Origin of the sequence: Caenimonas soli, from assembly GCF_013155545.1 — a bacterium.
GTDB lineage: Bacteria > Pseudomonadota > Gammaproteobacteria > Burkholderiales > Burkholderiaceae_C > Ramlibacter > Ramlibacter soli.
In genome coordinates this window covers 88,359-112,302 of the sequence record NZ_JABJVV010000016.1, presented here as the reverse complement: position 1 = coordinate 112,302, position 23,944 = coordinate 88,359, and the positions used below count along the sequence as shown (strand labels likewise).

Annotated in this window: 27 protein-coding genes and 1 pseudogene; 11 read left to right on the top strand and 17 right to left on the bottom strand. The window is 64.1% G+C overall.

Annotated elements, in window-relative coordinates; all coding sequences use genetic code 11:
* Positions 1-136: 136 nt before the first annotated feature.
* Positions 137-376: pseudogene (locus tag HNE04_RS22045) on the bottom strand (alpha-hydroxy-acid oxidizing protein); the annotation flags it as partial.
* Positions 377-765: 389 nt separating this feature from the next.
* Between HNE04_RS22045 and HNE04_RS22040 the strand changes: the two are divergent.
* The 7 genes from HNE04_RS22040 (at position 766) to HNE04_RS22010 (ending at position 4,776) form a co-directional block, all read left to right on the top strand.
* Positions 766-1,263, top strand: coding sequence for a cupin domain-containing protein (locus tag HNE04_RS22040; protein WP_172224074.1), 498 nt, complete (start codon positions 766-768; stop codon positions 1,261-1,263).
* A gap of 568 nt (positions 1,264-1,831) precedes the next feature.
* The gene (locus HNE04_RS22035; protein ID WP_172224072.1) at positions 1,832-2,035 is read left to right on the top strand and encodes a CbtB domain-containing protein; all 204 of its coding nucleotides are present in this window, start codon (positions 1,832-1,834) and stop codon (positions 2,033-2,035) included.
* 6 nt (positions 2,036-2,041) lie between these two features.
* Entirely contained in the window at positions 2,042-2,713 is a 672-nt protein-coding gene (locus tag HNE04_RS22030; protein ID WP_172224069.1) for a CbtA family protein, read from the top strand.
* Positions 2,710-3,336 (top strand): nitrile hydratase subunit alpha, encoded by a 627-nt coding sequence (gene nthA, locus HNE04_RS22025; RefSeq protein ID WP_172224066.1) that lies wholly within the window; start codon positions 2,710-2,712, stop codon positions 3,334-3,336. The genes HNE04_RS22030 and nthA overlap by 4 nt, the downstream gene beginning before the upstream one ends.
* Positions 3,333-3,992: a nitrile hydratase subunit beta gene (gene nthB / locus HNE04_RS22020; RefSeq protein ID WP_172224064.1), complete on the top strand. Its 660-nt coding sequence runs from the start codon at positions 3,333-3,335 to the stop codon at positions 3,990-3,992. Before nthA ends, nthB begins: the two co-directional genes overlap by 4 nt.
* Complete coding sequence (locus HNE04_RS22015) at positions 3,989-4,372, top strand: nitrile hydratase accessory protein (RefSeq protein WP_328700388.1); 384 nt, start codon at positions 3,989-3,991, stop codon at positions 4,370-4,372. Before nthB ends, HNE04_RS22015 begins: the two co-directional genes overlap by 4 nt.
* Positions 4,373-4,587: 215 nt before the next feature.
* Positions 4,588-4,776, top strand: coding sequence for a hypothetical protein (locus HNE04_RS22010; protein WP_172224061.1), 189 nt, complete (start codon positions 4,588-4,590; stop codon positions 4,774-4,776).
* A 323-nt stretch (positions 4,777-5,099) separates the two neighbouring features.
* On the opposite strand, the gene HNE04_RS22005 is transcribed toward HNE04_RS22010, so the two are convergent.
* The 6 genes from HNE04_RS22005 to HNE04_RS28185 are packed head-to-tail and all read right to left on the bottom strand — an operon-like array spanning position 5,100 to position 10,017.
* The gene (locus HNE04_RS22005; RefSeq protein WP_172224059.1) at positions 5,100-5,927 is read right to left on the bottom strand and encodes an N-acyl homoserine lactonase family protein; all 828 of its coding nucleotides are present in this window, start codon (positions 5,925-5,927) and stop codon (positions 5,100-5,102) included.
* Entirely contained in the window at positions 5,924-7,216 is a 1,293-nt protein-coding gene (locus HNE04_RS22000) for a Rieske 2Fe-2S domain-containing protein (RefSeq protein ID WP_172224056.1), read from the bottom strand. The genes HNE04_RS22005 and HNE04_RS22000 overlap by 4 nt, the downstream gene beginning before the upstream one ends.
* 17 nt (positions 7,217-7,233) lie before the next feature.
* Positions 7,234-8,199 carry a PDR/VanB family oxidoreductase gene (locus HNE04_RS21995; RefSeq protein WP_172224054.1) on the bottom strand — a complete coding sequence of 322 codons (966 nt, stop codon included), beginning with the start codon at positions 8,197-8,199 and terminating at the stop codon, positions 7,234-7,236.
* Positions 8,200-8,202: 3 nt separating this feature from the next.
* Positions 8,203-8,649 (bottom strand): bacteriohemerythrin, encoded by a 447-nt coding sequence (locus tag HNE04_RS21990; protein WP_172224051.1) that lies wholly within the window; start codon positions 8,647-8,649, stop codon positions 8,203-8,205.
* Positions 8,650-8,695: 46 nt separating this feature from the next.
* Complete coding sequence (locus HNE04_RS21985) at positions 8,696-9,601, bottom strand: NAD(P)-dependent oxidoreductase (protein WP_172224141.1); 906 nt, start codon at positions 9,599-9,601, stop codon at positions 8,696-8,698.
* 2 nt (positions 9,602-9,603) lie between these two features.
* A complete protein-coding gene (locus tag HNE04_RS28185; RefSeq protein ID WP_235965289.1) occupies positions 9,604-10,017 on the bottom strand; it encodes a carboxymuconolactone decarboxylase family protein in 414 nt (137 codons plus the stop codon).
* A 162-nt stretch (positions 10,018-10,179) separates the two neighbouring features.
* Here HNE04_RS28185 and HNE04_RS21975 point away from each other — a divergent pair, with 162 nt between their 5' ends.
* Entirely contained in the window at positions 10,180-11,076 is an 897-nt protein-coding gene (locus tag HNE04_RS21975; RefSeq protein ID WP_235965288.1) for a LysR family transcriptional regulator, read from the top strand.
* A 10-nt stretch (positions 11,077-11,086) separates the two neighbouring features.
* Here the strand turns inward: HNE04_RS21975 and HNE04_RS21970 are convergent, their stop codons facing one another.
* Positions 11,087-12,076, bottom strand: coding sequence for a Bug family tripartite tricarboxylate transporter substrate binding protein (locus HNE04_RS21970; RefSeq protein ID WP_235965287.1), 990 nt, complete (start codon positions 12,074-12,076; stop codon positions 11,087-11,089).
* A 10-nt stretch (positions 12,077-12,086) separates the two neighbouring features.
* Positions 12,087-13,352, bottom strand: a complete 1,266-nt coding sequence (locus tag HNE04_RS21965; protein ID WP_172224044.1) for an alpha/beta fold hydrolase — start codon at positions 13,350-13,352, stop codon at positions 12,087-12,089.
* Between the two features lie 69 nt (positions 13,353-13,421).
* Between HNE04_RS21965 and HNE04_RS21960 the strand changes: the two genes are divergently transcribed.
* The 3 genes from HNE04_RS21960 to HNE04_RS21950 are packed head-to-tail and all read left to right on the top strand — an operon-like array spanning position 13,422 to position 17,102.
* Positions 13,422-14,318, top strand: a complete 897-nt coding sequence (locus tag HNE04_RS21960) for an SDR family NAD(P)-dependent oxidoreductase (RefSeq protein ID WP_172224042.1) — start codon at positions 13,422-13,424, stop codon at positions 14,316-14,318.
* The gene (locus tag HNE04_RS21955) at positions 14,260-15,609 is read left to right on the top strand and encodes a Rieske 2Fe-2S domain-containing protein (RefSeq protein WP_172224039.1); all 1,350 of its coding nucleotides are present in this window, start codon (positions 14,260-14,262) and stop codon (positions 15,607-15,609) included. Before HNE04_RS21960 ends, HNE04_RS21955 begins: the two co-directional genes overlap by 59 nt.
* A complete protein-coding gene (locus HNE04_RS21950) occupies positions 15,609-17,102 on the top strand; it encodes an NAD-dependent succinate-semialdehyde dehydrogenase (RefSeq protein WP_172224037.1) in 1,494 nt (497 codons plus the stop codon). Before HNE04_RS21955 ends, HNE04_RS21950 begins: the two co-directional genes overlap by 1 nt.
* An 89-nt stretch (positions 17,103-17,191) precedes the next feature.
* On the opposite strand, the gene HNE04_RS21945 is transcribed toward HNE04_RS21950, so the two are convergent.
* The 8 genes from HNE04_RS21945 to hpaD are packed head-to-tail and all read right to left on the bottom strand — an operon-like array spanning position 17,192 to position 23,941.
* Complete coding sequence (locus HNE04_RS21945; protein ID WP_172224136.1) at positions 17,192-18,034, bottom strand: DMT family transporter; 843 nt, start codon at positions 18,032-18,034, stop codon at positions 17,192-17,194.
* 59 nt (positions 18,035-18,093) lie between these two features.
* The gene (locus tag HNE04_RS21940) at positions 18,094-19,233 is read right to left on the bottom strand and encodes a 3-deoxy-7-phosphoheptulonate synthase (protein ID WP_172224034.1); all 1,140 of its coding nucleotides are present in this window, start codon (positions 19,231-19,233) and stop codon (positions 18,094-18,096) included.
* A gap of 12 nt (positions 19,234-19,245) precedes the next feature.
* Positions 19,246-20,223 (bottom strand): 2-dehydropantoate 2-reductase, encoded by a 978-nt coding sequence (locus HNE04_RS21935; protein WP_172224033.1) that lies wholly within the window; start codon positions 20,221-20,223, stop codon positions 19,246-19,248.
* 3 nt (positions 20,224-20,226) lie between these two features.
* Positions 20,227-20,970 carry a class II aldolase/adducin family protein gene (locus HNE04_RS21930; RefSeq protein WP_172224133.1) on the bottom strand — a complete coding sequence of 248 codons (744 nt, stop codon included), beginning with the start codon at positions 20,968-20,970 and terminating at the stop codon, positions 20,227-20,229.
* A gap of 50 nt (positions 20,971-21,020) precedes the next feature.
* Positions 21,021-21,830: a 4-hydroxy-2-oxoheptanedioate aldolase gene (gene hpaI, locus HNE04_RS21925; protein WP_172224030.1), complete on the bottom strand. Its 810-nt coding sequence runs from the start codon at positions 21,828-21,830 to the stop codon at positions 21,021-21,023.
* 11 nt (positions 21,831-21,841) lie between these two features.
* A complete protein-coding gene (hpaH, locus tag HNE04_RS21920; RefSeq protein ID WP_172224028.1) occupies positions 21,842-22,642 on the bottom strand; it encodes a 2-oxo-hept-4-ene-1,7-dioate hydratase in 801 nt (266 codons plus the stop codon).
* A 4-nt stretch (positions 22,643-22,646) separates the two neighbouring features.
* Entirely contained in the window at positions 22,647-23,051 is a 405-nt protein-coding gene (locus tag HNE04_RS21915) for a 5-carboxymethyl-2-hydroxymuconate Delta-isomerase (protein ID WP_172224025.1), read from the bottom strand.
* 29 nt (positions 23,052-23,080) lie between these two features.
* Positions 23,081-23,941 (bottom strand): 3,4-dihydroxyphenylacetate 2,3-dioxygenase, encoded by an 861-nt coding sequence (hpaD, locus tag HNE04_RS21910; protein WP_172224023.1) that lies wholly within the window; start codon positions 23,939-23,941, stop codon positions 23,081-23,083.
* Between the last annotated feature and the right edge of the window lie 3 nt (positions 23,942-23,944).

The window sequence follows — 23,944 nt, the reverse complement described above, 5'->3', positions numbered from 1 at the left end:
GACGAGCCACGGTTCGTTGGTGCCCGGCTGAGCGAATGGTCCGGAGAGCTCGACAGGTATCCAAGCAGACGCGCTGTACTTGCGCCGTTACGCCGTACCCGGGTCGGGCTAGGGACGACATTCCCGATGCAATGATCTATGCATCGAGCAAGAAGTCTCGGCCGATGTGCGCAGTTGAAATGACGCCCAACATCGCCATGTTCCGCGACACCTCGTCTCGCAATAGGGAAATTCCCCTGCGAACCCCAGCTTCTCCTGCTACCGCGGCCGCATAGTTGAACGGGCGGCCGACAAACACGAACTTGGCGCCCAGAGCCAAGGCCTTGAGTACGTCCGTGCCCCTCCGGAAGCCGCTGTCGATCATCACCGGCACTTCCGCGCAGGTCTAACGGTTGCGACGGGGTACTCCTGCCGCTGCCAGGCATCCATCGTCGACGGTTTCGATTTGATGCATCCTCTGCAGCTCTTGCTTCGTGCGTTCAAGTCCGAGCCAGCTGAACTGCGAGCGTCAATGGATGCCTCGGCTCTAGGCACTGAGCATCATGAGGAGTTCTGAATCGGCTGACGTCTGCTTCTTTCGGCCAACGCACCAGCGGCTGGCGCTGGCCGAGCAGTACCCGCCTCATTGCACCATCCCATGACAAGTGCGGTGACACGGGCGTATGCTTACGTCGAATGTGCAATTCGTGCCGGCAACAGCCGGCGGCCAGCGGGCGTGCGCGGCGTCGGCTGGCCGAACTCGAGCCGCGCCGATAGGAGAGAAAGATGAAGCATCGCATCACGAGTTCAGCACTCCTGCTAGCGGCACTTTCCACGGTGTCGGTGGCCCTGTGCGCAGCGGATTCAGCCCAGACGGGAGGAGCGACGATGATCACCCCAGACAAGTTGAAGTGGGGAGATGCGCCGCCGTCGCTTCCAAAAGGCGCGAAGCTGGCCGTGCTGCACGGTGATCCCGCGAAGGAGGGACCGTTCGCATTCCGGCTCAAATTACCCGCGAGCTACAAAATTGCTCCGCATACGCATCCGGCGGACTACATGGTGACCGTGCTGTCGGGCAACCCCTCCGTCGGCGTGGGCGAGAAGGTTGACACCAAAGCCGTGCATGCACTCAAGCCCGGTTCATTCCACTTCCTGCCCGGCAAGACCAGCCACTACTGGCTCATGAAGGGCGCGACGGAGCTTCAGGTACAGGGTACGGGTCCGTTCGGCCTCACCTACGTCAACGCCGAAGACGATCCGCAGAAGATCGCCGCGAAGAAATAAGCATGCCCATAGGGGCCGAGTGCAAAGCGCGAAGGAGGCCATGTCGTCTGCAAGAAGCCGACGGTGCTCCGCTTCGCGGCAACATTCGAGAGCGAGCCCTGGAGGCGCGGTGATCAGCCCACGGTACAGGTAGCGCATGCCGGCTGACGTCTGGTTTGGGTCGAAAGCAGCACATTCCGGGGCTGTCTGGCTCCTAACACATTCGGGCGGTTCGGATGTCCATGCCGAGCGGGGATAGGGGTGTTGATAACCTTGTAGACTCCTCCCGGACTCGCATCAGGCTTGGCTTTGCGGGCCGTGCCACTTCTTTAAGCAGCCGCCAATAAATTTGGCGCCATGCTCGGCAATACGACTACATGCAGAGTGAGTTCGTCGTGTTCCTGGAGCGAAGTCCGGCAACACTTGCGCTAGCGGACGTCTGCATTCGCCAGAAGCAGCCGCACTACGAGGAAGCAGGCGCTGTCGAGCTAACCCCTGCCGCCGAGTTCGGACCGTCGTCGAACGGCTGGTCAATGCGGGCGGCAGGTGCCTAGAATGGAGCCAGCCAGCATTCATCGGAGGGCCGGCGATGCAAAACAGCGCGATAGCCGCCTCGGCGGCCACAACGGTAACTGATGGCGCACGTTCCGCGCGCAGCAAGTGCCTGTTTGAGGCGGTCCTGGCCGCCGTGTTCGGGACGGTCATCCTCTGGGCCGTGGGCTTCTCGCCTATCGAAGTCGTGCACGACGCCGCGCATGACGTGCGCCATGCCAACGGTTTCCCCTGCCACTGAAGGACCATGCGCCTCTTTCGCCGCCTCGTGCTGGTGGCCACGCTCGCAGGCATGCTGTCGGGCGCGCTGGCCGCCTTGCTGCACCAGGCACTGACGGTCCCGCTGATCCTGCGCGCCGAGGTGCTGGAAGAAACGGCGGCGGGCCACGCCGACGCGCACGCGCGGGGCAACGATCAAGAATCCGTGGTGCGGCTCGCGTCCACGGTGCTCACGCAGTCGCTGGCAGCGATTGGGTTCTCACTGCTGTTGCTGTCGGCGAGCGTCGTGAGCCGCTCACGCCTCGACGCGCGGCGTGGCGTCGCCTGGGGCCTCGCGGGATTTGCCGTGTTCTTCCTCGCTCCGGGCCTGGGCTTGCCGCCCACGCTGCCAGGCGCGCAGGAAGCAGCGCTCCCCGATCGCCAGCTCTGGTGGTGGCTGACTGTACTGCTCACCAGCGCCGGCCTGGCACTCGCCGTGTTCGGCAGGCGCTGGTACCTGCTGCTGGCTGGGGCGGTCGTCGTGCTACTGCCGCACATTATCGGCGCCCCCCAGCCGATTGAACACGCAAGCGTGGCACCGGAAGAATGGACGCAACGCTTCGTGGCCACCGCCGCCCTAGGCAATCTGCTGTTCTGGCTCTTGCTGGGCGGGCTCACGGGCTTCTTCCAGGCCCGGATGCAGGAGGACAGCCGACCATGAACGATCACGCCAGCCACGAGGACGAGCACTCCGAGCTGTCCGACACGCAGCTGCGCGTGCGGGCGTTGGAAACCATTCTGGTCGAGAAGGGCTATGTCGATCCCGCCGCCCTCGACCTGATCGTGGAGCACTACGAGACCAGAACCGGTCCCCACATCGGCGCACGCGTGATCGCACGCGCGTGGGTCGACCCGGCGTTCAAGGCTGCGTTGCTGGAAGACGCAAGCAAGGCGATCAACGCCCTGGGCCTCTTCGATCGGGTGGGCGAGCATTTGATCGCGGTCGAGAACACGGGCGAGCAGCACAACGTGGTGGTGTGCACGCTTTGCTCGTGCTATCCCTGGGATGTGCTTGGCCTACCGCCGGTCTGGTACAAGTCCGCGCCCTATCGTTCGCGCACCGTGATGGATCCGCGCGGCGTGCTGGCGGATTTCGGGGTGACGCTGCCGGCCAGCACGGGGATCCGCGTGTGGGACTCCACGGCCGAGACCCGCTTCCTGGTCGTGCCACTGCGACCTGCCGGCACCGAAGGCTGGAGCGAGGAGCGCCTTGCGCGCCTCGTCACGCGCGACTGCATGATCGGAACGGGGCTGCCGAAGCCGCCGCAGGAAGTGCCGGTATGAATGGCGTGCACGACATGGGCGGAATGCACGGGTTCGGCAGGGTGGAGTCCGAGCCCCATGAGCCGATCTTTCATGCGCCCTGGGAAGGTCGTGTGCTGGCAATGCAGCGCGCAATGCGCGTGACGCGCGCCTGGAACATCGACATGTCGCGCTTCGCCCAGGAGCGCTTGCCGGCGCCTACGTACCTGCTGGCCTCCTATTACCAGCGCTGGTTGCTGGGCATGGAGCGCTGCGTCCTTGAACAGGGCCTGGTGTTCCCCGACGAACTTCAGGCAGGCCACATGCTGCGTCCGGGCAAACCTGTCGCCCGCGTCGCCACCAAGGACAACATCGTCCAGACCTTCGATCGTGGCTCCTTCAGTCGTCCGGCGTACGCGGAGGCCCGCTTCCGTCCGGGCGACCGGGTGCGCACGAGGAACATCCATCCCCAGGGGCACACACGCTTGCCGCGTTACGCCCGTGATCGCACAGGCCTCATCGAAGCGGTGCGCGGCTGCCACGTGTACCCAGATGCGGTGACCAGCGGCGGCGGCGAGGATCCGCAGTGGCTCTACACGGTGGTGTTCGACGCCCGTGAACTGTGGGGACCGCAAGCCGATCCCAGCCTGAAGGTCTCGATCGAAGCCTTCGAACCGTACCTGGAGGGTGCGACGTGAAGATCGACGCTGTTGGCGGGTTGCGCGAGACGGAATCGGTTCCGGGCATCCCGCGCGACGATCACGGGCCCGTATTCCGCGCGCCGTGGGAAGGCCAAGCCTTCGCTATCGCGCTGGCGCTGCACGAGCGCGGCATGTTCACCTGGTCCGAGTGGGCGGCGACGCTGGGGGAAGAAATCAAGAGGGCGCAGGCCGCCGGTGATGCCGGCACCGGTGCAACGTACTACTTGCATTGGCTCGCCGCGCTGGAACGCCTGGTGGTACAAAAAGGCCTGATGAGTGCGGAAGGCCTGGGCCGCTACCGAGATGCGTGGGACCGCGCGGCTCATCGCACGCCGCACGGCCAGCCGATCGAGTTGTCGGCAGACGATTTCTTCTGAGCTCGGGCGGGTTCACGGCAGTCGTTGGTATCTCTCAGCAGGCAGCAGGCAGCAGGCAGCAGGTGAGGGCTGGTTTCGGCCAGAAGTGGCCCTGCGGTGAAAAAAAGGCATTTTGGGGTGGTGGCGTTTGAACCGCTTTGTCGAGGAATGCAACTCACGGGCAGGCCAGGACATCAGGCTGGCCAACTTCCACTAACTTTCCGAAGGAGTTCGCCATGCCCGCTTCCCTCCGCACCCTGCCTTCCGCCCTGAAAGATCGTTGCGTCTACGCCGAGTCCAGCAAGGTCTTGCTGCCCGATGACTTCGAGGTGGACGTGTTCGACGACTCATCCGAGCGCGACACGCTCTACATGCTGGTTTGCGATGTCCGCCCCGGTTCCTGGGTTGATCCGTTCAGCGAATGATCCTGCTCTCCCTCGAGAGTGCGCCTTCTGGCTAGCCGTTCTCCAGAATGGTTGTTAAGCACCATCTTTTGGCCCTGCAGTAGCAAAGTGCTCGGCCCAACGGCAACTTCGTCGGGCTCTTCGTAGACGCTAGGGGGTCTGTGGTCCATGCCCAGCCCGGTCCCGCCGTGGGAATTTCGCCAAAGCAAGCAGTCGGCCCCTGCCACTTCTATTGCTCCACCGTAACCTGCCGATGGCAGTATCGGCACTGCTACCTTCCTGATCCGCAATCCTCACGACTGCTTTTGGGGCCAGAAGCTCCCGTCATCAAGTAATTCCTGGGCTTAGGGTGCCGGCCTGGCGTGCAACGATTGGTCGCTCAAGGGCTCCCAAAGCCTCACCGTGTGCTCCGGATCGGAGGGCTCTGGCTGAAATCGGTTCATCACCTCCGGGTCGTGACCAGGTACCGTCCAGCCCAGTCTGCCGGCCAGCGCTTCGGCTCGACGGAATCCGTCCAGCATCTCCGCTGGGTGGAACACGATCGGGAAGGGGGAGGCTTCCGAGAAATTTGCGTAATAGTGGAATAGGTCGGACGCCAGCACCACGCAGCCGTTCTCTGTGGACACCCGCACGACCTGCAGACCTGCCGTGTGCCCGCCAACCCAGTGCAGCGAGACGCCGGGCTCCAGCTCAGCGTCCCCATTGACCAGTTCGAGCCTGTTGTCGAAGAGCGCACCCACCATGTGAGTGATGTCGTCGCGCTCGTACGCGAGCCGGAAAAAATCGCGGCACATGTACTTGCCGGTCGCGAACTGCATTTCCTTTTCCTGCAGCCAGAACCGCGCGCTCGGGAACGCCGCCGCGTTGCCCGCATGGTCGTAGTGGAGGTGCGTGATGACCACGTCGGTGACGCTCTCGGCGGGTGCGCCGAGAAGCGCCAGACCCTCAGTCGGGCAACGCAACATCGTACGGCCACGTCGGATGGCGGTCTTCTCGTTGAATCCGGTGTCCACGACGATTTTCCGGCCGCTTTCGCAAACTACGAGCCACACAAAGTACTCCATCGGCATCGCCGCGTCATGGTCGCCAGGGGGGTTGATGAAGTTCGCGCGCGCGATGCGATCATGGCGCCCATAACGGATCGCGTAGACGCGATGTTTCGGCGCGGTCATTCGGCGTCAGCGGGGTAATAGGTTGTGTGGTCCCGGGCGTGGTCCTTCCAGGACGCCGCCCCAGGCAAGTTCTTGTCAAATCCACGAACCTTGCTCATGTCTTCGTAGCGGACGCCGAACGGCTCGCCGCCACGCTCAAACACTTCGAGTGACTGCTGAAGCCGCTGCCTCAGGCGGACCACGCCGGCATCCGCAGCGACGAGGTGCTCGGTTGCTCGGTCGAACACCGGACCCATGGACAGGCACACAACCGAATCTTCCTGAGTGAGTCCCTGGAAGCCACTCCAGCTGCGCTTTTGCCGCATGGCCTCGCGGTCCTGGAAGTAGCCCGTGTCCTCGGTGGCGACAAAATCCTGGTCTTTGTAGAAGCGTGGATCGGTGAGACCAGAGCGCTCGAGGCGTTCCTGGAGGCCGAGCGGCTTCACGTCACTGGCATCGACGATAAAGGTCGCAGTCATCTCGTCGTCCATAGGCGTGTCGAACACCGTCGCATAGAAGTCAGGGTGGATGATCATCCTGCCAGTTGGAAGAAAAACCGGCGTGAGCCGCACATTGACCTGCTCCCCGCTCGCACCCAGCTTGCGGATGCCCACGTAGTGGTAGCCGAACCCCGTGTTCTCCAGCTCCAGCTTGGGCGCCATGTCGTCCCATGCGTCACTCACCATGTCCTTGATCGCGAACTCGTCGACCTGTGCGTCCTCTGATTTGAGCCAGCCGGGGCGGGTCACATTGCTGTGCAAGATGCCGACGTGAGAACTGTCGGTCCCGGCCTCCCACACCTGCAGGTAGTTCGCCCGCACATTGACGCGCATGACGCGCTTGCGTTCGGCGGGCACGTCGTCATACGCGAATCGGCGGAAAGGAGGAACTTTGTTTTTCGGCCCGATATACGTCCAGATCAACCCGGACTGTTCCCGAACAAGGTATGTGTTGGCCTTCAGCCGTTCGCGCAACCTGGGGTCCGCGTGGTTGGGAGTGTCGAGTATCGTCCCGTCGACCGAGAATTTCCAGCCGTGGTAAATGCAGCGGATGCCGCCTTCCTCGACGCGACCCAATGCCATGGAGGCTCCGCGATGCAGGCAATGTTCATCCATGACGCCCACCGTGCCTGCCGTGTCGCGGAACAGCACGAACTTCTGTCCCAGGAGTTTTCGCACGATCGGGTCGCAGTCAGGCCCTTCGAGCTCAGCAGATGTCGCGATGGGGTGCCAGTAGCGCCGCATCATCTCGCCCATGGAGGTGCCGCGGCCGACACGGGTGAGGCGCTCATTCAGTTCAGTGGAAAGCATATTGGTTTGATGGGTATTCAGAGATCGAGGACCAGCGTATGGCTCTTCGATCGGGAACAGCAGGCCATCACCACGGTGTTGGCAGCCTTCTCGCGGTCCGACAAGACCGAGTCGCGGTGGTCCGGCGTGCCAGAGAGCACCTTGACCTGGCAGGAGCCGCAGATACCCTCCATGCACGAGTGCGGCACCTCGATTCCCGCATCGAGCAAAGTGTCGAGGATGCTCTTGTCGGCCGCCACCTCCAGCCTTCTTTTGCTGCGGTCCAGGTTGATGACGAAGCTGCCGCCGGACAGGTCCGGCGGCGCTGCGGCCTTGAAGAATTCAACGTGGATGTTGGCGGCGCCCAGGCGTTCGCCGGCCGATTCACGGAAGGTCTCGATCATGCTTGCCGGGCCGCAGCAGTAGGCGTGTGTATCAGGGCTCAAGCTGCCAAGCGCGGCGCGAAGGTCTGCCCGTCCCCCGGCCTCATCCGAGAAATGCAGCCGCAACCGGTTGCCGGACTCCGCGGCCAACTGCTGAATCTCAGCCAGGTACGCAGCGTTGCGCCGGCTGCGGGCCGCATAGAGCATCTCCCAACCGCGCCCGAGCTGGGTCAAGCGTTGGGCCATGCACCACAAGGGCGTGATTCCGATGCCGCCTGCGACCAGCAGGGAATGACTGGCGTCCTCGTTCAGCGCAAAAGTGTTGCGCGGCGCTTCCACATCGATCATCGCCCCGACACGAAGCTTCTCGTGCAGGTACCGGGATCCACCACGGCTTGCGGGGTCCAACCCCACCGCGATGACGTACCGATGCGATTCGCGCGGATCGTTGCAGAGCGAATAGCTGCGAACCAGGCCACCTTCGACGTGCAGGTCGATATGGCAGCCGGCGGTGAATGGCGGCAGCGCGTCTCCCGACTGATCGCGCAAGTCAAACTCGAACACGCCTTCTGCGCGGAGCGACATGGCCATCACGCGCAAGTTCAAAAGCGGATGGGCCATGGGCTAGCCTTTCACTGTGACAAGTGTTGGCCGCGCAAGGGCGATCCGGGCGCCGCCGGTACGCCGCAGGAACAGCGACTGCGCAAGCCGCTGGTCTAATTCGTCAATGTGCCGCGGCAGCCAGTCCGCCAAGTCGCGGCCCAGCCTTCGCGCAACATCAAAGCCGGAACCGACACGCACCAGCGCTGCCACTTCCGCGATGGAGCCCAAGACGGCCACGTGCTCGTCCAGGTGACATTGATTTGCAGGCCCGCCCAACGCCCGCAAATCCACATCTTCTTCAGCGAAATGCGCGGTTGAAAGCACCGTTAGGCGCTCTAGCGATTTCTGCACGGCGTGGTCTGGGGCAACCGCCAGCTCGGCCATCATCTGGGCGAGCTCTTCGTGACACGTATCGAACCTTTGCTCTCCGAGCTCACGCAGTTCCGTGTTGAGTCGACGATCGTTCACAGCTACTCCTCAAGGTTTCCCGGCAGGCATGTAGCGGGCCCGCGATTCATGCCGTGCCTCCTTTCGCGGCCAAGCTGACCCCTGCCAGCATTTCGCTGAGCCGCGCCATCTCGGTGTGGTCACGGCCCGGGCCCAGCACCGCCGCGGCGGCAGACCAGAGTTCGCGGCACGCGGCCGACAGTGGCGCCGCCGTCTTCGTCCCTTGCGCAAGGTCAAGGGCTATGGAGATGTCCTTGGCCATCAGGTCCAATCCAAAGCCGGAGTCGAAGGTGGATGACAGTACGAACTGCTTGAACTTCTTCTGGGTGGAATTGTTCATGCCCGATGAGGCGTTAAGCACATCCACCATGAGCGCAGGATCAAGCCCGAACTTGCGGCCGATGAGCAACGCTTCGATGCCGGCGACGAAGCCGACCGCAGAGACCAGGTTGTTCAGGGCTTTCATCGCGTGTGCGCTGCCGACAGCACCGGTTCGTACGATGGACGAGCCGAGTAGCCGCAGCAAGGGCGTGGCGCGGTCGACGTCCTCCGGCGCGCCTCCACACATGATGGCGAGCTCGCCCGTCATGGCTCGCTTGACGCCGCCGGAGACGGGCGCGTCTATCAGCCGCACGCCACGAGCAGTGAGCTGTTCCGCGATCGCACGGGTGCTTGCGGGAACGCCGGAGCTCATCTCGATGACCAGCGCGCCGGGACGAAGCGCCGGCGACCTGCGGCAAAGGACTTCCTCAACGACCGCACTCGTGGGCAGCATCGTAACGATCACGTCGGCAAGTGGGAGCGCATCGCCTGCTGTGGCCGATCGACAGCCATGTTCTTGCGCGAAGCGCGCCGCGCGCTCCTGAGATGCATCGCTGACGACCAACAGGTGTCCCAGGCGCAATAGGCGTTCGGCCATAGGCCAGCCCATGTTGCCAATGCCAATGAATGCGATTGCTTCCGTGGCGGCCATGCTCAAGCCTTGTCGGGGATCGCGCCCTCTGCGACCAATACCGCGTGCGCTACCTTGAAAGCATCGAGGCCTGCCGGAATGCCGCAATACACCGTTGCGTGGAGCAGCACCTCCTTGACCTCCTCTACGGATACGCCATTGGCCAGCGCACCCTTGACGTGCAGCTTGATCTCGCCGGGCCGGTTCATGGCGGTGAGCATCGCCAGGTTCAGCAAGCTGCGGGTCCTGCGGTCCAGGCCGTCGCGGCCCCAGGCGTAGCCCCAGCACCACTCGGTCGTGATGCGCTGGAAGCTGCGCATGAAGTCGTCGGCATTCGCGATGGAAGAGTCGACGTACTCGGCGCCCAGCACCTCCCGCCTGAGCTGGAGGCCGCGTTCATACAGATCCTGGACGGTGGTAGTTTCAGGGGAATTCAAGATGGGTCTCCGACAAGATGGTGGGTGGATGGCGCTCAGTCTAGGCAGTGCAGTTGCCAATGAAAAACGACGAATTCCAAGGGCGCCATCGGTTTGTCTTGGGGCAGGGGCAAGAGGGCGATGCACAATCTCAGGATGGCTTCTCTCACGATGGCTTCTCCCTTGCACGTCACCCTGCGGCAACTCCGCGCATTCGAAGCCGCGTACCGGTTGCGCAACCTCACGCATGCGGCGGACTCCCTGCACATGACACAGTCGGCCATGAGCGCTCTCATCAAGCAGCTGGAAGATTCGCTGGGGATGCAGCTGTTTGAACGAACTCCCCGTGTCCTGAAGCCGACGCCCGCCGCCGACGATGCCTATCCACAGTCGGTCGAGATTCTTTCGCGCGTGGGCACCTTGCAGGCTGGCATGAAGGATCGCGCCAAAGGGGCGGAGACGTTGCTTTCTTTCAGCTGTGTACCGTCATTGGCCTCGACGGTTATTCCGACAGTGCTGAATCAATTCCGCAAGGCGATGCCGGGTGTGCGTCCGGTCGTGTTCGACGACGGCGACGCTGCCCTGATGGAGAGGGTGTGCTCAGGCGAATGCGAATTCAGCGTGAGCACTTTCGAGCAGGATCCCGAGGCTCTGGCACAGATTCCACTGGTGGTGGGCTATCTCGGTGTGGCTTGTGCAAAGTCGTCGCCCCTGGCCAGGCTGAAGCGGGTCACGTGGGCGGACCTGGTTGGTCAGCCCATCATTCACCTGTCCAAGGGCTCGTCGTTGCAGCAGCAGATTCGCGAATACTTTCCCGATGCGACACGCAGCTACAAGCCCGCCTTTGAGATTGGATTCATCCACACAGCTCTGGCCTTGGCCGCCGAAGGCTTGGGAGTGGTCATCGTTCAGAGCTTTCTGGTGGAGGGCAATCCGCACATGAAGGGACTCATGCTGAAGAAGCTGTATGACCCCATTGCGGAGAAAAGCCTGATCATCCAGACCCGCAAAGGCCACGAAATGACGCGACCCGCTCAGGTGTTCCTCGGGATGCTGCGCGATCACCTGACGCGGGCCTAGCGGACGCCCTTCAGTCCGCGACGATGTTGTACTCGCGGATCAGCTTGCCCCACTTTGCCGAATCTTTCTCCATCTTCTTGCGCAATTCGGCCGGGGTCGAGAATGCTGTCTCCAGCGCAGCAGTCGACAGGCGTGCCTTGACCTCTGTAGAGTCAAGTACTGACACGAGGGCGGCATTGAGCTTGTTAACAATGGCGTCCGGCGTTCCTGCCGGAGCCATTACAGCGAACCATCCCTCGGCCTCGTACCCCGGCAGGCCCGCCTCGGCAAGCGTCGGAATCTCTGGAGCCGTAGAGGTTCGCGACTTCCCGAGCACGGCGAGCGCGCGCAATCGTCCCGAAGCCAGATGGGGACGTACGGTTCCCATGTCGCCGAAGACAAGGGCAGTCTCCCCGCCAATGGCTGCCACGAGCGCGGGGCCGCTGCCCTTGTAGGGGATATGCAGCAGGTCCGTTTTGCTCATCGCCTCGAAGAGTTCGCCGGCCAGATGTGTGGCGGTGCCGTTGCCGCCTGAACCGTACGCGATCTTGCCGGGATTCTGCTTCGCAAGCGCGATCAGGTCCCTGACGTTCTTGCCCTGAAAGCCGGGACCGGCGACGAGCACGAGCGGACTTACACAGAATGTGCTGATCGGCGCCAGGTCCGTTTGCGGATTGAAGGGCAGTTTCTTGTACAGATGAGGCAGCGCCGTGAGGCCGCCGGAAGACGCAAGGACGAGGGTGTACCCGTCAGCGGGCGACTTGACAACATAGTCGATGCCGATGCCACCGCCCATCCCGGGCTTGTTGTCCACGATCACCGGCTGGCCGAGACGCTCGGCAAGCTTGGGAGCCACGATGCGAGCCGCGACGTCGGTACCTCCGCCGGGGGGAAACACAACGACCAGGCGGATGGGCCGGGTGGGGTATGCGGCGTCTCTCTGCGCGAAGCCCATGGACGAAGCCACGGCCAGGGATCCGCCCAGAAAAAGGCGGCGGGAAAACTTGCCAGAGTTCGTCATTTCTTGTCTCCTATGGGGAAGGGGTGTGCAGCCGCGCTGAGATTCGCGCCAGGCACGGTTGAAGGTAATCGAGAAACAGTCGGGGGTTTTCCGTCATCGGAAAATGGCCCAACTCCTGCATTTCGCGGAACTCTGCGCCGGGCACGAGTGCTGCCACACGGATCGAATCCGCTGGCGTGGCGGAGAAGTCGTACGTCCCGGTCAGCAGCTCCACGGGCAGCCGGGTTCCGTCCAGCCCCGCGACGTCGCGCTCCGCATCGAAGTCGTCGCTGTAGAACCAGAGATCGCCCGCGTAGGTGCCGAAGCCCCCCTGCGAATAGATCCATGCGGCGCGCCTACGGTCCGCTAACGGGCTGCCAGGTCCCATCAGGCCTCTTACATAGCTCGAATTGTGAGCCGCTTGATTCACCTGAGCATGCGCGAGGTGAGCGGTGCGCCGACCGGGAGAGCGGAATGGCGCCTCAAGCGCGACGGCTCCATGCACGAGGTGCGGAAGTTGTCGCGCGCCATGCAGCGCCATTGCTGCGCCCATGGAACATCCCAGCAGCACGGCCTTGCGGCCCGCGGTTAGCGTTTCGAGCACGCCGCTGACAACGTTCAGGTAACGCTCCCGGCTCAACCTGTAGCCGATCCACGCGTCGGGTGCCATGTCGGATCTGCCGTGGCCGGGCATGTCAAAGGCGATCATGTGCCACTGCATGCACAGCTCCGGGTCCGCCATGACTGCGTGGAACTGCCGTGAATCCGCACCCGCGGTATGCAGCATGACAAGGGCCGGTGCATCAGTATTGCCGGCGAATTCGACGTGGATCGTGCGGTCACCATCGCTCAACGGCACGCTGACATAGCGTCCCACGATCCCCGTCAAATCGAGGTGCGCAGCCTCACTCGTATCAAGCTGTCCCCGAAGAATCTCGAACAGTCGCTCAAGAGCGTGCAGGCATTGGGCAATCCAAAGCTCGTCGCAATCCACGGTCAGGATGCCTTGACGGCGCGCCGCATTAAATGAGTGCCAGCCGAAGTCTGGTCGGGGTTGCAGGAAGCGAATCCAGTGCTCGGGCTGGGCGACCAGGGACAACCAGTTTCCGGATGCCTGCTCATGCACGGTGATGGCTTGCCCGGGGTCGCCGTGGTGGACGACCAACCGGATTCCGCATGGCACGCCTACGAGCGCGGCAGCCATTTCCCCGTCTGCACGCGCTGCGACGACGCCCTGTCGGACCCGATGGATAAGTGAGTCAATCTGCATCGCCGTCGATTCTTCCTGCGTCAGCATGCGCGGTCTACCAACATCTCCCGATGACGGCATCGGTTTGTCCTATGGCTGGGACTCCAGGAAAAAACGATGGCGGCATCGAAAAGCGTTGGTTTGTTCAATCGACGTGCGTCCATAGACTCCGGGACTGTCGATGCTTGTGAGGAGACCAAGTTGACTTCAGATAACCAGACGCAGGAATTAGCGGACATGCTCTCCCTGCGAGGGCAGGGCTTCGTTGTGCTCGGCGCCGGGCAGGGAATGGGTGAGCAAACTGCAATCGCCCTTTGCCAGCAGGGCGCAAACGTTCTCTGCGTGGACCTGAACGCCTCAGCCGCGGAGCGCGTTGCCGCCGCTTGCGACGGGCATTGCATGGCAGCTGACGTGACGGTGCGTGCCGACATGCGCAAGGTGTTCGACGAGGCCAGAAAATTGTTCGGTGAATCCTTGCGAGGCGTGGTCGACATCGTTGGCATGGTGCACGCGAAAGATATTACAGACATGGAAGATGCGGATTGGGACCGCCAGTTCGGTCTCGTCTTCAAGCACGCGTACCTCGCCATCCAGTACGCGGCTCCACTGATCGCCGCCAATGGCGGGGGCAGCATGGTGTTCATCGGATCGATCGCGGGTCTCGGTGTGCGCACTGGCCGCATGCTTCCCTATGCAACTGCCAAAGCGGCGTTGAACCAGCTCGTGCGCGGAAGCGCGAAGCAATGGGCTGCTGCGGGCGTGCGCATGAACGTCGTCGCTCCGGGGCTGACCCGAACGCCCAGGCTTGTAGATGCGAACGGCCCGGAATTCTGGGCCGCACAAGGCGGCGAAATTCCAATGGGTCGGCCGGGAGAGATCTCGGACGTCATCGCTTCCGTCCTGTTTTACAGCAGCGGCATGTCGCGCCACGTGACAGGCACTGTGTTGGCCATCGATGGCGGCGCGCACCTATTGGGCGAATCGTCTTACGTTCCCAAACCCAATCGTCAATGAAGGGATATTTTCAATGCTTACCAAAGAAGAGAATGACAAGCTGACTCGCGTCGGCAAGGGCACGCCCATGGGCGAAATGATGCGGCGCTACTGGCACCCCATCGCGATTTCGGCGGAACTGCCGGACTGCGATGGTGACCCGATCGTGAGAAAACTGCTGGGTGAACGCTTCGTACTATTCCGCAACACCGAGGGCCTCGTGGGCGTGATAGACGAAGCATGCCTGCACCGTGGCGCCTCGATGGCTCTCGGCCGCGTCGAAGAGGGTGGCATTCGCTGCATCTACCATGGCTGGAAGTTTTCGGTGACGGGCGCGCTGCTCGACACGCCCAACCACGCGGATGCGCGCGTGAAGGAGCGGCTGAAGGCCAATGCTTATCCGGTCCGCGAGCAGTCAGGCCTGATCTGGACGTACATCGGGCCGCGCGAGAAGCAACCGCCGTTTCGCGAGTTTCATTTCGACGAGGTCCCGGCCACGCATCGAACGGTGATCCGGGTCAATATCCCTTCCAACTTTTTGCAGAACTGGGAGGGCGGTACGGACACGTCGCATGTCAGCATCCTGCACAGCAACGTGACACGACCAGGCTGGTTGTCCGGCAGCAATCGCACGGCCAATGAGGGCGACATCAACGACTTTGTGAAGCAGTCGTGGGACGACATGTCGCCGAAGCTGGAGATCGAGAACACGGGATTCGGTTACCACTACGCGGGGCTGCGGCGGCTCCCGGGCTCGGACGCAGTCAACGCGCGATTGGTGCCGATCTTCCTTCCGTACGGACGGATCATTCCGCTGCCCGGTTTCTCATCGACGATCTTCGAAGTGCCGATCGATGACCACACCACGTCGACCTATCTCGTAGACGCCAGCGAGGGGGAGCCTCTGGAGGAGAAGGCTCGGCTCAAGCGGTCGGGATTCGCCGAACACAACTATCGCAACCGCAACTTCCTGATCGATCCTGAGAACCACTACGGCCAGGACCGGGCGGCGATGCGCGAGAGGCGCAGCTGGAGCGGACTGGACGGGCTGACGCAGGAAGATGCCACGATCACGGTGTCGATGGGGCCCGTTTATGACCGCAGTACCGAACATCTGGTGGCCGCGGATGCGGCGATCGTGCGGCTTCGGCGCCGACTTCTGGATGCCGTGGACGCGTGTGAGTCCGGGGGAGACCCGCTCGGTGTCAACGTGGCCGACATGAAAAAGGTGCGGGCCTGGGACTGCGATCTCGAACCGGCTGATTCGTGGAAGCGCTTGGCGCAGCCGCATAACGAGTCCTATCCGGCGTGATGGCGCGCGAAGCATGGAACGTATCGCTTTCGCCGCTAGCCGGGCTGCATGACGCCACACTGCTGAAGTGCGATGCACTGATCGATGGGCGTTGGGTCGAGGGGGTCGCGCGTTTCGACGTGCATGACCCCAGTAGCGGGGCCAAGCTGACCGATGTGGCCAATCTGGGTCCAGTCGAGGCCGAGCGCGCGATCGCTGCCGCAAGCGCAGCCTGGCCGGCTTGGAGGACGAGAACTGCCAAGGAGCGCAGCAATATCCTTCGCAGGTGGTACGAGCTGCTGATGGCGAACCAGGACGACCTTGGCCGCATCATGACGGCCGAGCAGGGCAAGCCGTTCCGCGAGGCGAAGGGCGAAGTCGCCTACGGCGCGAGCTTCGTCGAGTGGTTTGCCGAGGAAGCGAAGCGGGTCAACGGCGAGACTCTTCCTGCGTTCGACAACAACCGTCGCTTGATGGTTATCCGCCAAGCGATCGGCGTCTGTGCCGCCATCACGCCATGGAACTTTCCGCTGGCGATGATGACTCGAAAGGTGGCGCCTGCGCTGGCCGCGGGCTGCACGGTAGTGCTCAAGCCGGCCGAACTCACGCCTCTTACGGCATTGGCCGCGACCGAACTCGCAATCCGCGCCGGCGTGCCGGCGGGTGTCATCAACGTGCTCACCGCCGATGCTTCCAACAGTGTCGCCATAGGCAAGGTGTTTTGCGCTAGCGAAACTGTCCGCCACATCAGCTTTACCGGGTCTACCGAGGTAGGTCGCATCCTGATGGCTCAGAGCGCGCCGACCATCAAGAAGCTCTCGTTGGAGCTGGGGGGCAACGCGCCTTTCCTTGTGTTTGACGACGCCGACATGGACTCGGCAGTCGAGGGCGCAATCGCGAGCAAATTCCGCAATGCTGGCCAGACCTGCGTTTGTGTCAACCGTATCTACGTCCAGGATGGCGTGTACGACCAGTTTGTCCGGAAACTCGCCGCCAGGGTCCGAACCCTGAAGGTGGGCCACGGCTTCGAGGACGACGTGGCGCTGGGTCCTCTGATCGATGATGCCGCGGTACAGAAGGTGCGGCACCACCTGGATGATGCGGTGAAGAGAGGTGCGACGGTGGTCGCCGGCGGCAACAAGCTGCAGGGTCGGTTCTTCGAGCCGACGGTGTTGGCGGGTGCCACCGGCGACATGCTGTGTGCGAGGCAGGAGACCTTCGGCCCGTTAGCGCCCGTGTTCAAGTTCACGACCGAGCAAGAAGCTGTCGACGCCGCGAACAATACCGAGTTCGGCCTGGCCAGCTACTTCTACAGCCGAGACGTGGGCCGAATCTTTCGGGTGAGCGAGGCGCTGGAGTACGGTATGGTCGGCATCAACACAGGGCTGATTTCTACCGAGCACGTGCCGTTCGGCGGCGTGAAGCAATCAGGTCTGGGCCGCGAGGGTTCGCGGCACGGTATGGACGAGTACGTCGAAATCAAGTACTTGTGCTTGGGTGACGTGTTGAAGTAAACCAGGTAACCCGAAGGGCTGGAAACAATCTCGTGTAGGCGAGTCTGCGGTTAGTGAACGACTGCTTCGGGGCCAGAAGCAGTCGTCCCCTACCGCTTCCTCAATCCCAACCCCACCACCGCCCCCACAACCACCAGCGCGCCTGCAACTTGTGCCGGCGCAATCGCCTGCCCCAGGATCAGCCAGGCCAGCACCAGGGCGAACACGGGCTCCACGTTCATGATGGCCGAATTGCCCACCACACCGAGCTTGGGCAACACGGTGAACATGATGGTGAAGGCCGTGCCGTACAGGAAGGTGAGAGCGGCCAGCCCGCCCCAGCCGGCCCCGGCATCGGGCAGATGAAACCCGCCCTGCACGCCGACGGTCGCCAGCGCCACCAGGCCCGCGATGCCCATGGTGGTGGCGGTGCGCACCCGGCCATCCACATCGGCGGCTTCATGCTGGGTGATCACCAGCGCCAGTCCGAAGGTGCCGGCGGCGCCGAGCGCGAAGGCGACGCCTGCGCCTATGCGCGACCATTGGCCGGCGGCGCCCAGGCCCGAAGCGGCGCCGAAAACGTCGAGCGCCAAGGCCAGGCCCAGCAGGATCACCGGCATGGCGACCAGCAGCGCCCGCTCGGGACGTTGCCCGTAAATCACCCGTGCCCACAGGGCAGTCCAGATCGGATAAGTGTTGAACGCGAGCAGCGCCAGGGCCACCGGCAGCCGCGCCACGGCCGAATACAGGAACAGGCTCTGGACGCCGATCAAGAGCCCGATCGCGGGCAGCATGCGCTTCTGGCGGGCGGTGAAGCTCACCCGCACGCCCTGCATGGCGAGCAGGGCCACGATGACCAGCGCCGTAGCGGTGCTGCGGAACACCACGGCGGTGGCGACGTCGACGCCGTGATTGAACGCAACGCGGGCCGCCACGTGATTGGCGCCCATCATCAGCGCGATCAACAGCAGGGTGGCAAACGCCGTGCCGGTGATGGCTTTGCCGGGTTCGGTCACGTGCCGAGCGCGCGGCGCCGCTGCATCACCGCGGCGGCCAGTGCGTCCAGCACGCCCACCGTCTGATCCCAGCCGATGCAGCCGTCAGTGACGCTCTGCCCGTAAGTCAGGCCCTGGCGGCCGTTCACGATCTCCTGTTTGCCTTCGAAGAGATGGCTTTCGAGCAGCACGCCCGCGATGGCCTGGCTGCCGCCCGCCACCTGCGCCGCCACTTCGGCCGCCACCAGCGGCTGGCGCCGGTAGTCCTTGGCGCTGTTGCCGTGGCTGCAGTCGATCAGCAGGCGCGGCGCCAGTCCGGCGCTGACCAGCGCCTGCGCGGCCTTGGCCACGCTGGCCGCATCGTGGTTGGGGCCGCCAGTCACCGCAGGGCCGCCCCAAGGTGACTGAGCCCCCTCGGGGGGCAGGGCGAAGCCCGTGGGGGCACTGGAGGCGCCGCGCAGCACCAGGTGCCCGTCGGGGTTGCCAGTGGTGCTGACCACGATGGCGCGCCCCTCCATCGAGATGCTGGGGAAGCGGTGCGCCTGTTGCGCTACATGGATGGCGTCGATGGCCACGTCGATGCCGCCATGCGTGGCGTTCTTGAATCCCACCGGCGCGGACAGGGCCGATGCCATCTGCCGGTGCAGCGGACTTTCCACGGTGCGCGCGCCGATGGCGCCCCAGCTCAAGAGCTCGGCGTAGTATTGCGGCGTCACCAGGTCCAGGATCTCGCTGGCGGCGGGCACGCCGAGAGCGGCGCATTCCAGCAGCAGCCCCCGCGCGGCGCGCAGACCCTTGGCGATGTCGCCCTCGCCATCCAGGTCCGGGTCGTAGATCAGGCCCTTCCATCCCATGCGGGTGCGTGGCTTTTCGAAGTACACGCGCATCACCGGCAGCAGAGTGTCCTGGCGTTGCATCGCCGCGTCGCGCAGCCGCGTGGCGTACTCCACGGCGGCCTGCGGGTCGTGGATGGAGCAGGGCCCGACGATGACGAGCAGCCGGTCGTCCTCGCCGCGCAGGATGCGGCGCACGGCTTCGCGGGAGCGGGCGATGAAGGCCGCCTGCGGCTCGGCGCAGGGCAGGGCCTGGTGCAGCGATTCGGGGCTGGGCAGCGCGTCTTCGCGCGCGATGTGCAAGTCGGAGATGCGGGTGGTCATGTCCCGCGCAGCTTAATACAAGCCGCGCACCTTCGCATGCAGCCGCGCCAGGCCCAGCAGTGCATCGGTGAAGGGCGTGGGGACTGCCGTCAGCTCGCCCAGTTCCTTCACCACTGTGACCAGGGCGTCGAGCTCCACCGTCTTGCCGGCTTCCACGTCCTGCAGCATGGAAGTCTTGAAGGCGCCCAGCTTGCGCGTGACCACATGCCGGTCCTCCGGGACCTGGTCGATCGGGATGCCGATGCGGCCACCGATCTCCTTGGCCTCCAGCATCACACTGTGGATGAAGCCGCGCACCAGCTCGTCGTCCAGCACCCGGTCGGTGGTGGCGCCGGTGATCGCGCTGATGGGGTTCATCGTCATGTTGCCCCAGAGCTTGTACCAGGCGTCCTTCTGGATCTGGTCGGAGAGCACGACCTCGAAGCCGGCTTTCTCCAGCAGCGCCGCCAGCTCGCGCACCCGCGCCGTCTTTTCGCCGGAGGGTTCGCCGATGATCAGCTTGTTGCCGAAGTGCTGGCGCACCTGGCCCGGGCCATCGAGTGAGCAGCTGGCATGGACCACGCAGCCAATGATGTGCTTGGCGGGAACCGCCTGCGCAATGCTGCCGTCCGCGTCGACGGACTTCAGGCGGGTGCCGGCGTAGCGCCCGCCGAACCCTTCGAAGAACCACCAGGGCACGCCGTTCATGGCGGTGAGCACGACGGTGTTCGGGCCCAGCAGCGGCGCGATGGCCTTGGCGACCTCGGCCATGGCCGGCGCCTTCACGGCCACGATCACGAGATCCTGCACGCCGAAGTCGGCCGGACTGGCGCTGGCGCGCACCTTGACCGAAGCCGCCTCTCCGCCTTGCTGCTGCAGGCGCAGGCCGTCGCGTTGCAGGGCTTGCAGCGTTGCGCCGCGAGCGACCACGCTGAGATCGCAGCCCGCCTGGGCCAGCTTCACGCCCATCCATCCGCCGATGGCGCCGGCGCCGTAGATGCAGACTTTCATCGCTCAGTTCTTGTAGCTGGCGTCGATGCGGTCGACGCGCCGCACCAGTGCATCGAACACGTCCTGGCCGGCGCCGAAACGCTGGTCCCACTGGAACGAGTCGGCCACGGTCTGCGCGGCCACGGCCTCCGGCACCGGAATCGCCGGGCCCAGTGCCGCCTGCCCCGCCTGCACCTCGCAGGCCCGCTGCAGGGTCCACAGCCGCACGAAGGCCATCGGCAACGTCGGGCCCCAGGACAAGAGGCCATGGTTGCGCAGGATGACGGCCGGCTTGTCGCCGATGTTCTTCAGCAGGCGCGGCGCCTCGTCGGCATGGATGGTGATGCCTTCGAAGTCGTGATAGGCCACCAGGCCATGCAGCTGGGCTGAATAGAAATTGTTCTGCGCCAGGCCGCCCTGCGTGCAGGCCACCGCCAGCCCCGCCGTGGTGTGCGTATGCATCACGCAATGCGCGTCGGCGATGCTGTCGTGGATGGCGGAGTGCACCGTGAAGCCGGCCGGGTTGACCGGCCAGGGGTTGTCGTCCAGCTTGTTGCCCTTGAGGTCGATCTTGAGCAGGTTGCTGGCCGTGACTTCGCTGTAGTGCAGGCCGAAGGGGTTGATCAGGAATTGTTTATCGCCGCCGCTGACGCTCTCGGGCAGGCGGATCGTGATGTGGTTGTAGATCATCTCGGTCCAGCCGAGCATGTCGAAGACGCGATAGCAGGCGGCGAGCTGCACGCGCGCCTTCCATTCGTCGGGATGCATGCTGGTTGCGGCGCTGGGCTTGAGGAGGGCGTTCACGGCAGTTGTTCCATTCAATAGGTCTTGCTGGCGGGGACCTCCGCCGCCAGCGTCTTGAAGCGCGAGGCGAGCAGCGAGGTCGCCTTCATCAGCAGGTTGGTATCCAGGCCGACGGCGACGAAGACAGCGCCGAGATCGAGGTACTTGCGGGCCAGCGTTTCATCAGGCGTGAGGATGCCCGCCGCCTTGCCGGACTGCTTGATGCGGTGGATGGCATCCTCGATGGCCGCCTGCACTTCGGGATGCATGGGGTTGCCGACGTGGCCGAGGGCGGCGGACAGGTCGGCCGGCCCGATGAACACGCCGTCGACGCCTTCGGTGGCAGCGATGGCGTCCAGGTTCTTGAGGGCTTCGCGCGTCTCCGCCTGCACCAGCAGGCAGACCTGCTCGTTTGCCTCTTTAGCGTAGTTGGGCAGGCGGCCCCAGCGCGAGGCCCGCGCGCCGCCCATGCCGCGAATGCCGTCGGGCGGATAGCGGGCGGCACGCACCAGGTCCTGCGCCTGCTGCGCCGTGTCCACCATCGGCACCAGCAAGGTCTGGATGCCCAGGTCCAGGTACTGCTTGATCAGTGCCGTGCCGATGTTGCCGTGGCCCACGGGAACGCGGGCGATCGCGTGCGAATGCGGGTAGGCCGCGATCACCTGGGCCTGCTGCAGGATGCTGCGCAGGTCGTTCGGCGAATGTTCGCCGTCGATCAACAGCCAGTCGAAGCCGGCGCCGGCGCAGATCTCGGTGGTGTAGTGATCGGCCAGGCCCAACCACAGCCCGATCTGCGGGCGGTTCTCGGCGAGGGCTTGCTTGAAAGGATTGATGGGGGTATGCATGATTCTTTCCTTCAGACAAAACGGAACTCGAAGCGGCCGAGGCGGCCGTAATCGGCGTCGAACACATCGCCCTTCTTGGCGGCGACCGGTCGGGTGAACGAGCCGGCCAGCACGACCTCACCGGCTTGCAGGCATTCGCCCCAGGGCGCCAGTTTCATCGCCAGCCAGGCCACGCCGATGGCGGGGTGCCCTTGCACCCCGGCCGCCAGGCCGGTCTCTTCGACCGCGCCGTTCTGACGCAGAATCGCGCCGCACCAAGGCAGGTCCAGCTCGCGCGGATTCATTTTGCGCCCGCCCAGCACGATGCCGGCATTGGCCGCGTTGTCGCTGATCGTGTCCTGCACCCGGCGCATGGCCTTGGTGTGGCGGTCGAACTGCTCGATGCGCGCGTCGATGATTTCGATGGCCGGTGTCACGTAATCCGTGGCTTCCAGCACCTCATCCACGCTGATGCTGGCGCCTTCCAGCTTGCGCTTGAGCACGAAGGCCAGCTCCACCTCGACGCGAGGCGCGATGAAGCGATCGGCCGGTATGTCCCCCGGCTCGAAGAACATGTCATCCAGCAGCGTGCCGTAGTCCGGCTCGTCGATCTGGCTGGCCTGCTGCATGGCGCGCGAGGTCAGGCCGATCTTGTGGCCGCGCGCCACGCGGCCCTCCGCGATCTTCATCTTCACCCAGGCGCGCGACACGGCGTAGCCGTCCTCGACGGTCATGCCGGGGAAGCGCTTGGAGAAATGCTCGACCTGCACGCGCGACTTCTCACTCTGGTGCAGTTCCGACGCGAGCTGGGAGATGAGGTCTTGCGAGAACATGGGGCTACTTGCTGAACAGCGAATGCAGGTTGCTGTGCTTGGCATCGTAAACCTGGCCCGGGCTCTCGTCGATCTGGATCGTTACCCCCACATGCTTCGTCTCGAACGCCGAGGCGAAGCGGGCCTGGACCCGTGCCAGCACCGCGTCGCCGGTCTGCTTCTTCTTGGCATCGCTGCGTCCCGCGGCGATGCGGATGTTGATGTAGCAAAAGCCATAGTCGTCCTTGCCGTCGGCCACCGCGTAAACCTGCGCCGGGTACGCCAGCACCCGGGTGCCGCCGACCGGAAACAGCGGCCCGCCGTTCTCGTCCCGCTGCTCGATCAGCGCGTCGGCAACATCCCGGCAAAGGGCCGGAATGTCCACCCGGGGTTCTAGGTTGAGCGTGTATTGAATGACGGCGTGTGGCATGAGGATTCCAAATCGGGGTCAGATTCCAATTAATCGAGCGGCGTGACCGGGAGGACGGCGTTGATCTGGCCCGTGCCGGAACTGCCGAAGTAGGGCGTCACGATGTCGGCGGGCGCCGTGTACTTGTCCCAGCCCAGCAGGCCCAGCAGCATGGCCGTGTCGTGCATGTCGCCTTCGCCCCAGCATTTCTCGGCGTACATCGGCAGCATGCCGATGAAGGTCTTCCAGTCGCCCTGCTTCCACAGTTCCACCACCCGCCGGTCCACCTGTTCCAGGAAGGGGTCGTACACCTTGTGCATGAACTCCGGCGCGCGGCCGTTGTCGGCGAAGTGGTGCGACAGCGAACCGCTGGCGAACACCGCCACGGTGCCGTCGTACTTTTCCTCGATCGCGCGGCGCACGGCCAGCCCGAAGCGGCCCGACTCGTTGAGATCGTGCCAGTCGCACCAGCCGCTGATGCTGATCACCTTGTAGTGCTGGTCGGCGTTCATGTAGCGCATGGGCACCAGCGTGCCGTACTCCAGCTCCAGCGTGGTGTCGGAATGTGCACGACTCTTCACGCCCATGGCGTTGGCCATGTCGCCGATCATGTGCCCCAGCGCCGGGTTGCCCGGATAGGCAAAAGGCATGTTCTTGATGAAGTGGGGCAGTTCGTTGCTGGTGTAGACCCCCTCGAACTTCGGCCCGCAGTTGATGTGGTATTCGCTGTTGACCTGCCAATGCACGTCGAACACCACGATGGTGTCGACACCCAGCGCGCGGCAGCGGCGGTCGATTTCCTTGTGGCCGTTGATGGCGGCTTCGCGGCAGCCGAAGTTCGGTCCGGGAAACTCCGACAGGTACATCGACGGTACATGCGTGATCTTGGCAGCGAGCGCGAGCTTTCCCATGGT

What these genes read in the sequence shown, in the direction of transcription:
- hpaI (WP_172224030.1), bottom strand. Translation starts at nt 21,830, where the DNA reads ATGCATACCCCCATCAATCCTTTCAAGCAAGCCCTCGCCGAGAACCGC.
- HNE04_RS21995 (WP_172224054.1), bottom strand. Translation starts at nt 8,199, where the DNA reads ATGGCCCATCCGCTTTTGAACTTGCGCGTGATGGCCATGTCGCTCCGC.
- HNE04_RS22035 (WP_172224072.1), top strand. Translation starts at nt 1,832, where the DNA reads ATGCAAAACAGCGCGATAGCCGCCTCGGCGGCCACAACGGTAACTGAT.
- HNE04_RS22005 (WP_172224059.1), bottom strand. Translation starts at nt 5,927, where the DNA reads ATGACCGCGCCGAAACATCGCGTCTACGCGATCCGTTATGGGCGCCAT.
- HNE04_RS21935 (WP_172224033.1), bottom strand. Translation starts at nt 20,223, where the DNA reads ATGAAAGTCTGCATCTACGGCGCCGGCGCCATCGGCGGATGGATGGGC.
- HNE04_RS21915 (WP_172224025.1), bottom strand. Translation starts at nt 23,051, where the DNA reads ATGCCACACGCCGTCATTCAATACACGCTCAACCTAGAACCCCGGGTG.
- nthB (WP_172224064.1), top strand. Translation starts at nt 3,333, where the DNA reads ATGAATGGCGTGCACGACATGGGCGGAATGCACGGGTTCGGCAGGGTG.
- HNE04_RS22030 (WP_172224069.1), top strand. Translation starts at nt 2,042, where the DNA reads ATGCGCCTCTTTCGCCGCCTCGTGCTGGTGGCCACGCTCGCAGGCATG.
- HNE04_RS21955 (WP_172224039.1), top strand. Translation starts at nt 14,260, where the DNA reads ATGGCGGCGCGCACCTATTGGGCGAATCGTCTTACGTTCCCAAACCCA.
- HNE04_RS21960 (WP_172224042.1), top strand. Translation starts at nt 13,422, where the DNA reads ATGGCGGCATCGAAAAGCGTTGGTTTGTTCAATCGACGTGCGTCCATA.
- HNE04_RS21940 (WP_172224034.1), bottom strand. Translation starts at nt 19,233, where the DNA reads ATGACCACCCGCATCTCCGACTTGCACATCGCGCGCGAAGACGCGCTG.
- HNE04_RS21985 (WP_172224141.1), bottom strand. Translation starts at nt 9,601, where the DNA reads ATGGCCGCCACGGAAGCAATCGCATTCATTGGCATTGGCAACATGGGC.
- HNE04_RS21965 (WP_172224044.1), bottom strand. Translation starts at nt 13,352, where the DNA reads ATGCTGACGCAGGAAGAATCGACGGCGATGCAGATTGACTCACTTATC.
- hpaD (WP_172224023.1), bottom strand. Translation starts at nt 23,941, where the DNA reads ATGGGAAAGCTCGCGCTCGCTGCCAAGATCACGCATGTACCGTCGATG.
- hpaH (WP_172224028.1), bottom strand. Translation starts at nt 22,642, where the DNA reads ATGTTCTCGCAAGACCTCATCTCCCAGCTCGCGTCGGAACTGCACCAG.
- HNE04_RS22000 (WP_172224056.1), bottom strand. Translation starts at nt 7,216, where the DNA reads ATGCTTTCCACTGAACTGAATGAGCGCCTCACCCGTGTCGGCCGCGGC.
- nthA (WP_172224066.1), top strand. Translation starts at nt 2,710, where the DNA reads ATGAACGATCACGCCAGCCACGAGGACGAGCACTCCGAGCTGTCCGAC.
- HNE04_RS21950 (WP_172224037.1), top strand. Translation starts at nt 15,609, where the DNA reads ATGGCGCGCGAAGCATGGAACGTATCGCTTTCGCCGCTAGCCGGGCTG.
- HNE04_RS22040 (WP_172224074.1), top strand. Translation starts at nt 766, where the DNA reads ATGAAGCATCGCATCACGAGTTCAGCACTCCTGCTAGCGGCACTTTCC.
- HNE04_RS21930 (WP_172224133.1), bottom strand. Translation starts at nt 20,970, where the DNA reads ATGCATCCCGACGAATGGAAGGCGCGCGTGCAGCTCGCCGCCTGCTAT.
- HNE04_RS22010 (WP_172224061.1), top strand. Translation starts at nt 4,588, where the DNA reads ATGCCCGCTTCCCTCCGCACCCTGCCTTCCGCCCTGAAAGATCGTTGC.
- HNE04_RS21945 (WP_172224136.1), bottom strand. Translation starts at nt 18,034, where the DNA reads ATGATGGGCGCCAATCACGTGGCGGCCCGCGTTGCGTTCAATCACGGC.
- HNE04_RS21970 (WP_235965287.1), bottom strand. Translation starts at nt 12,076, where the DNA reads ATGACGAACTCTGGCAAGTTTTCCCGCCGCCTTTTTCTGGGCGGATCC.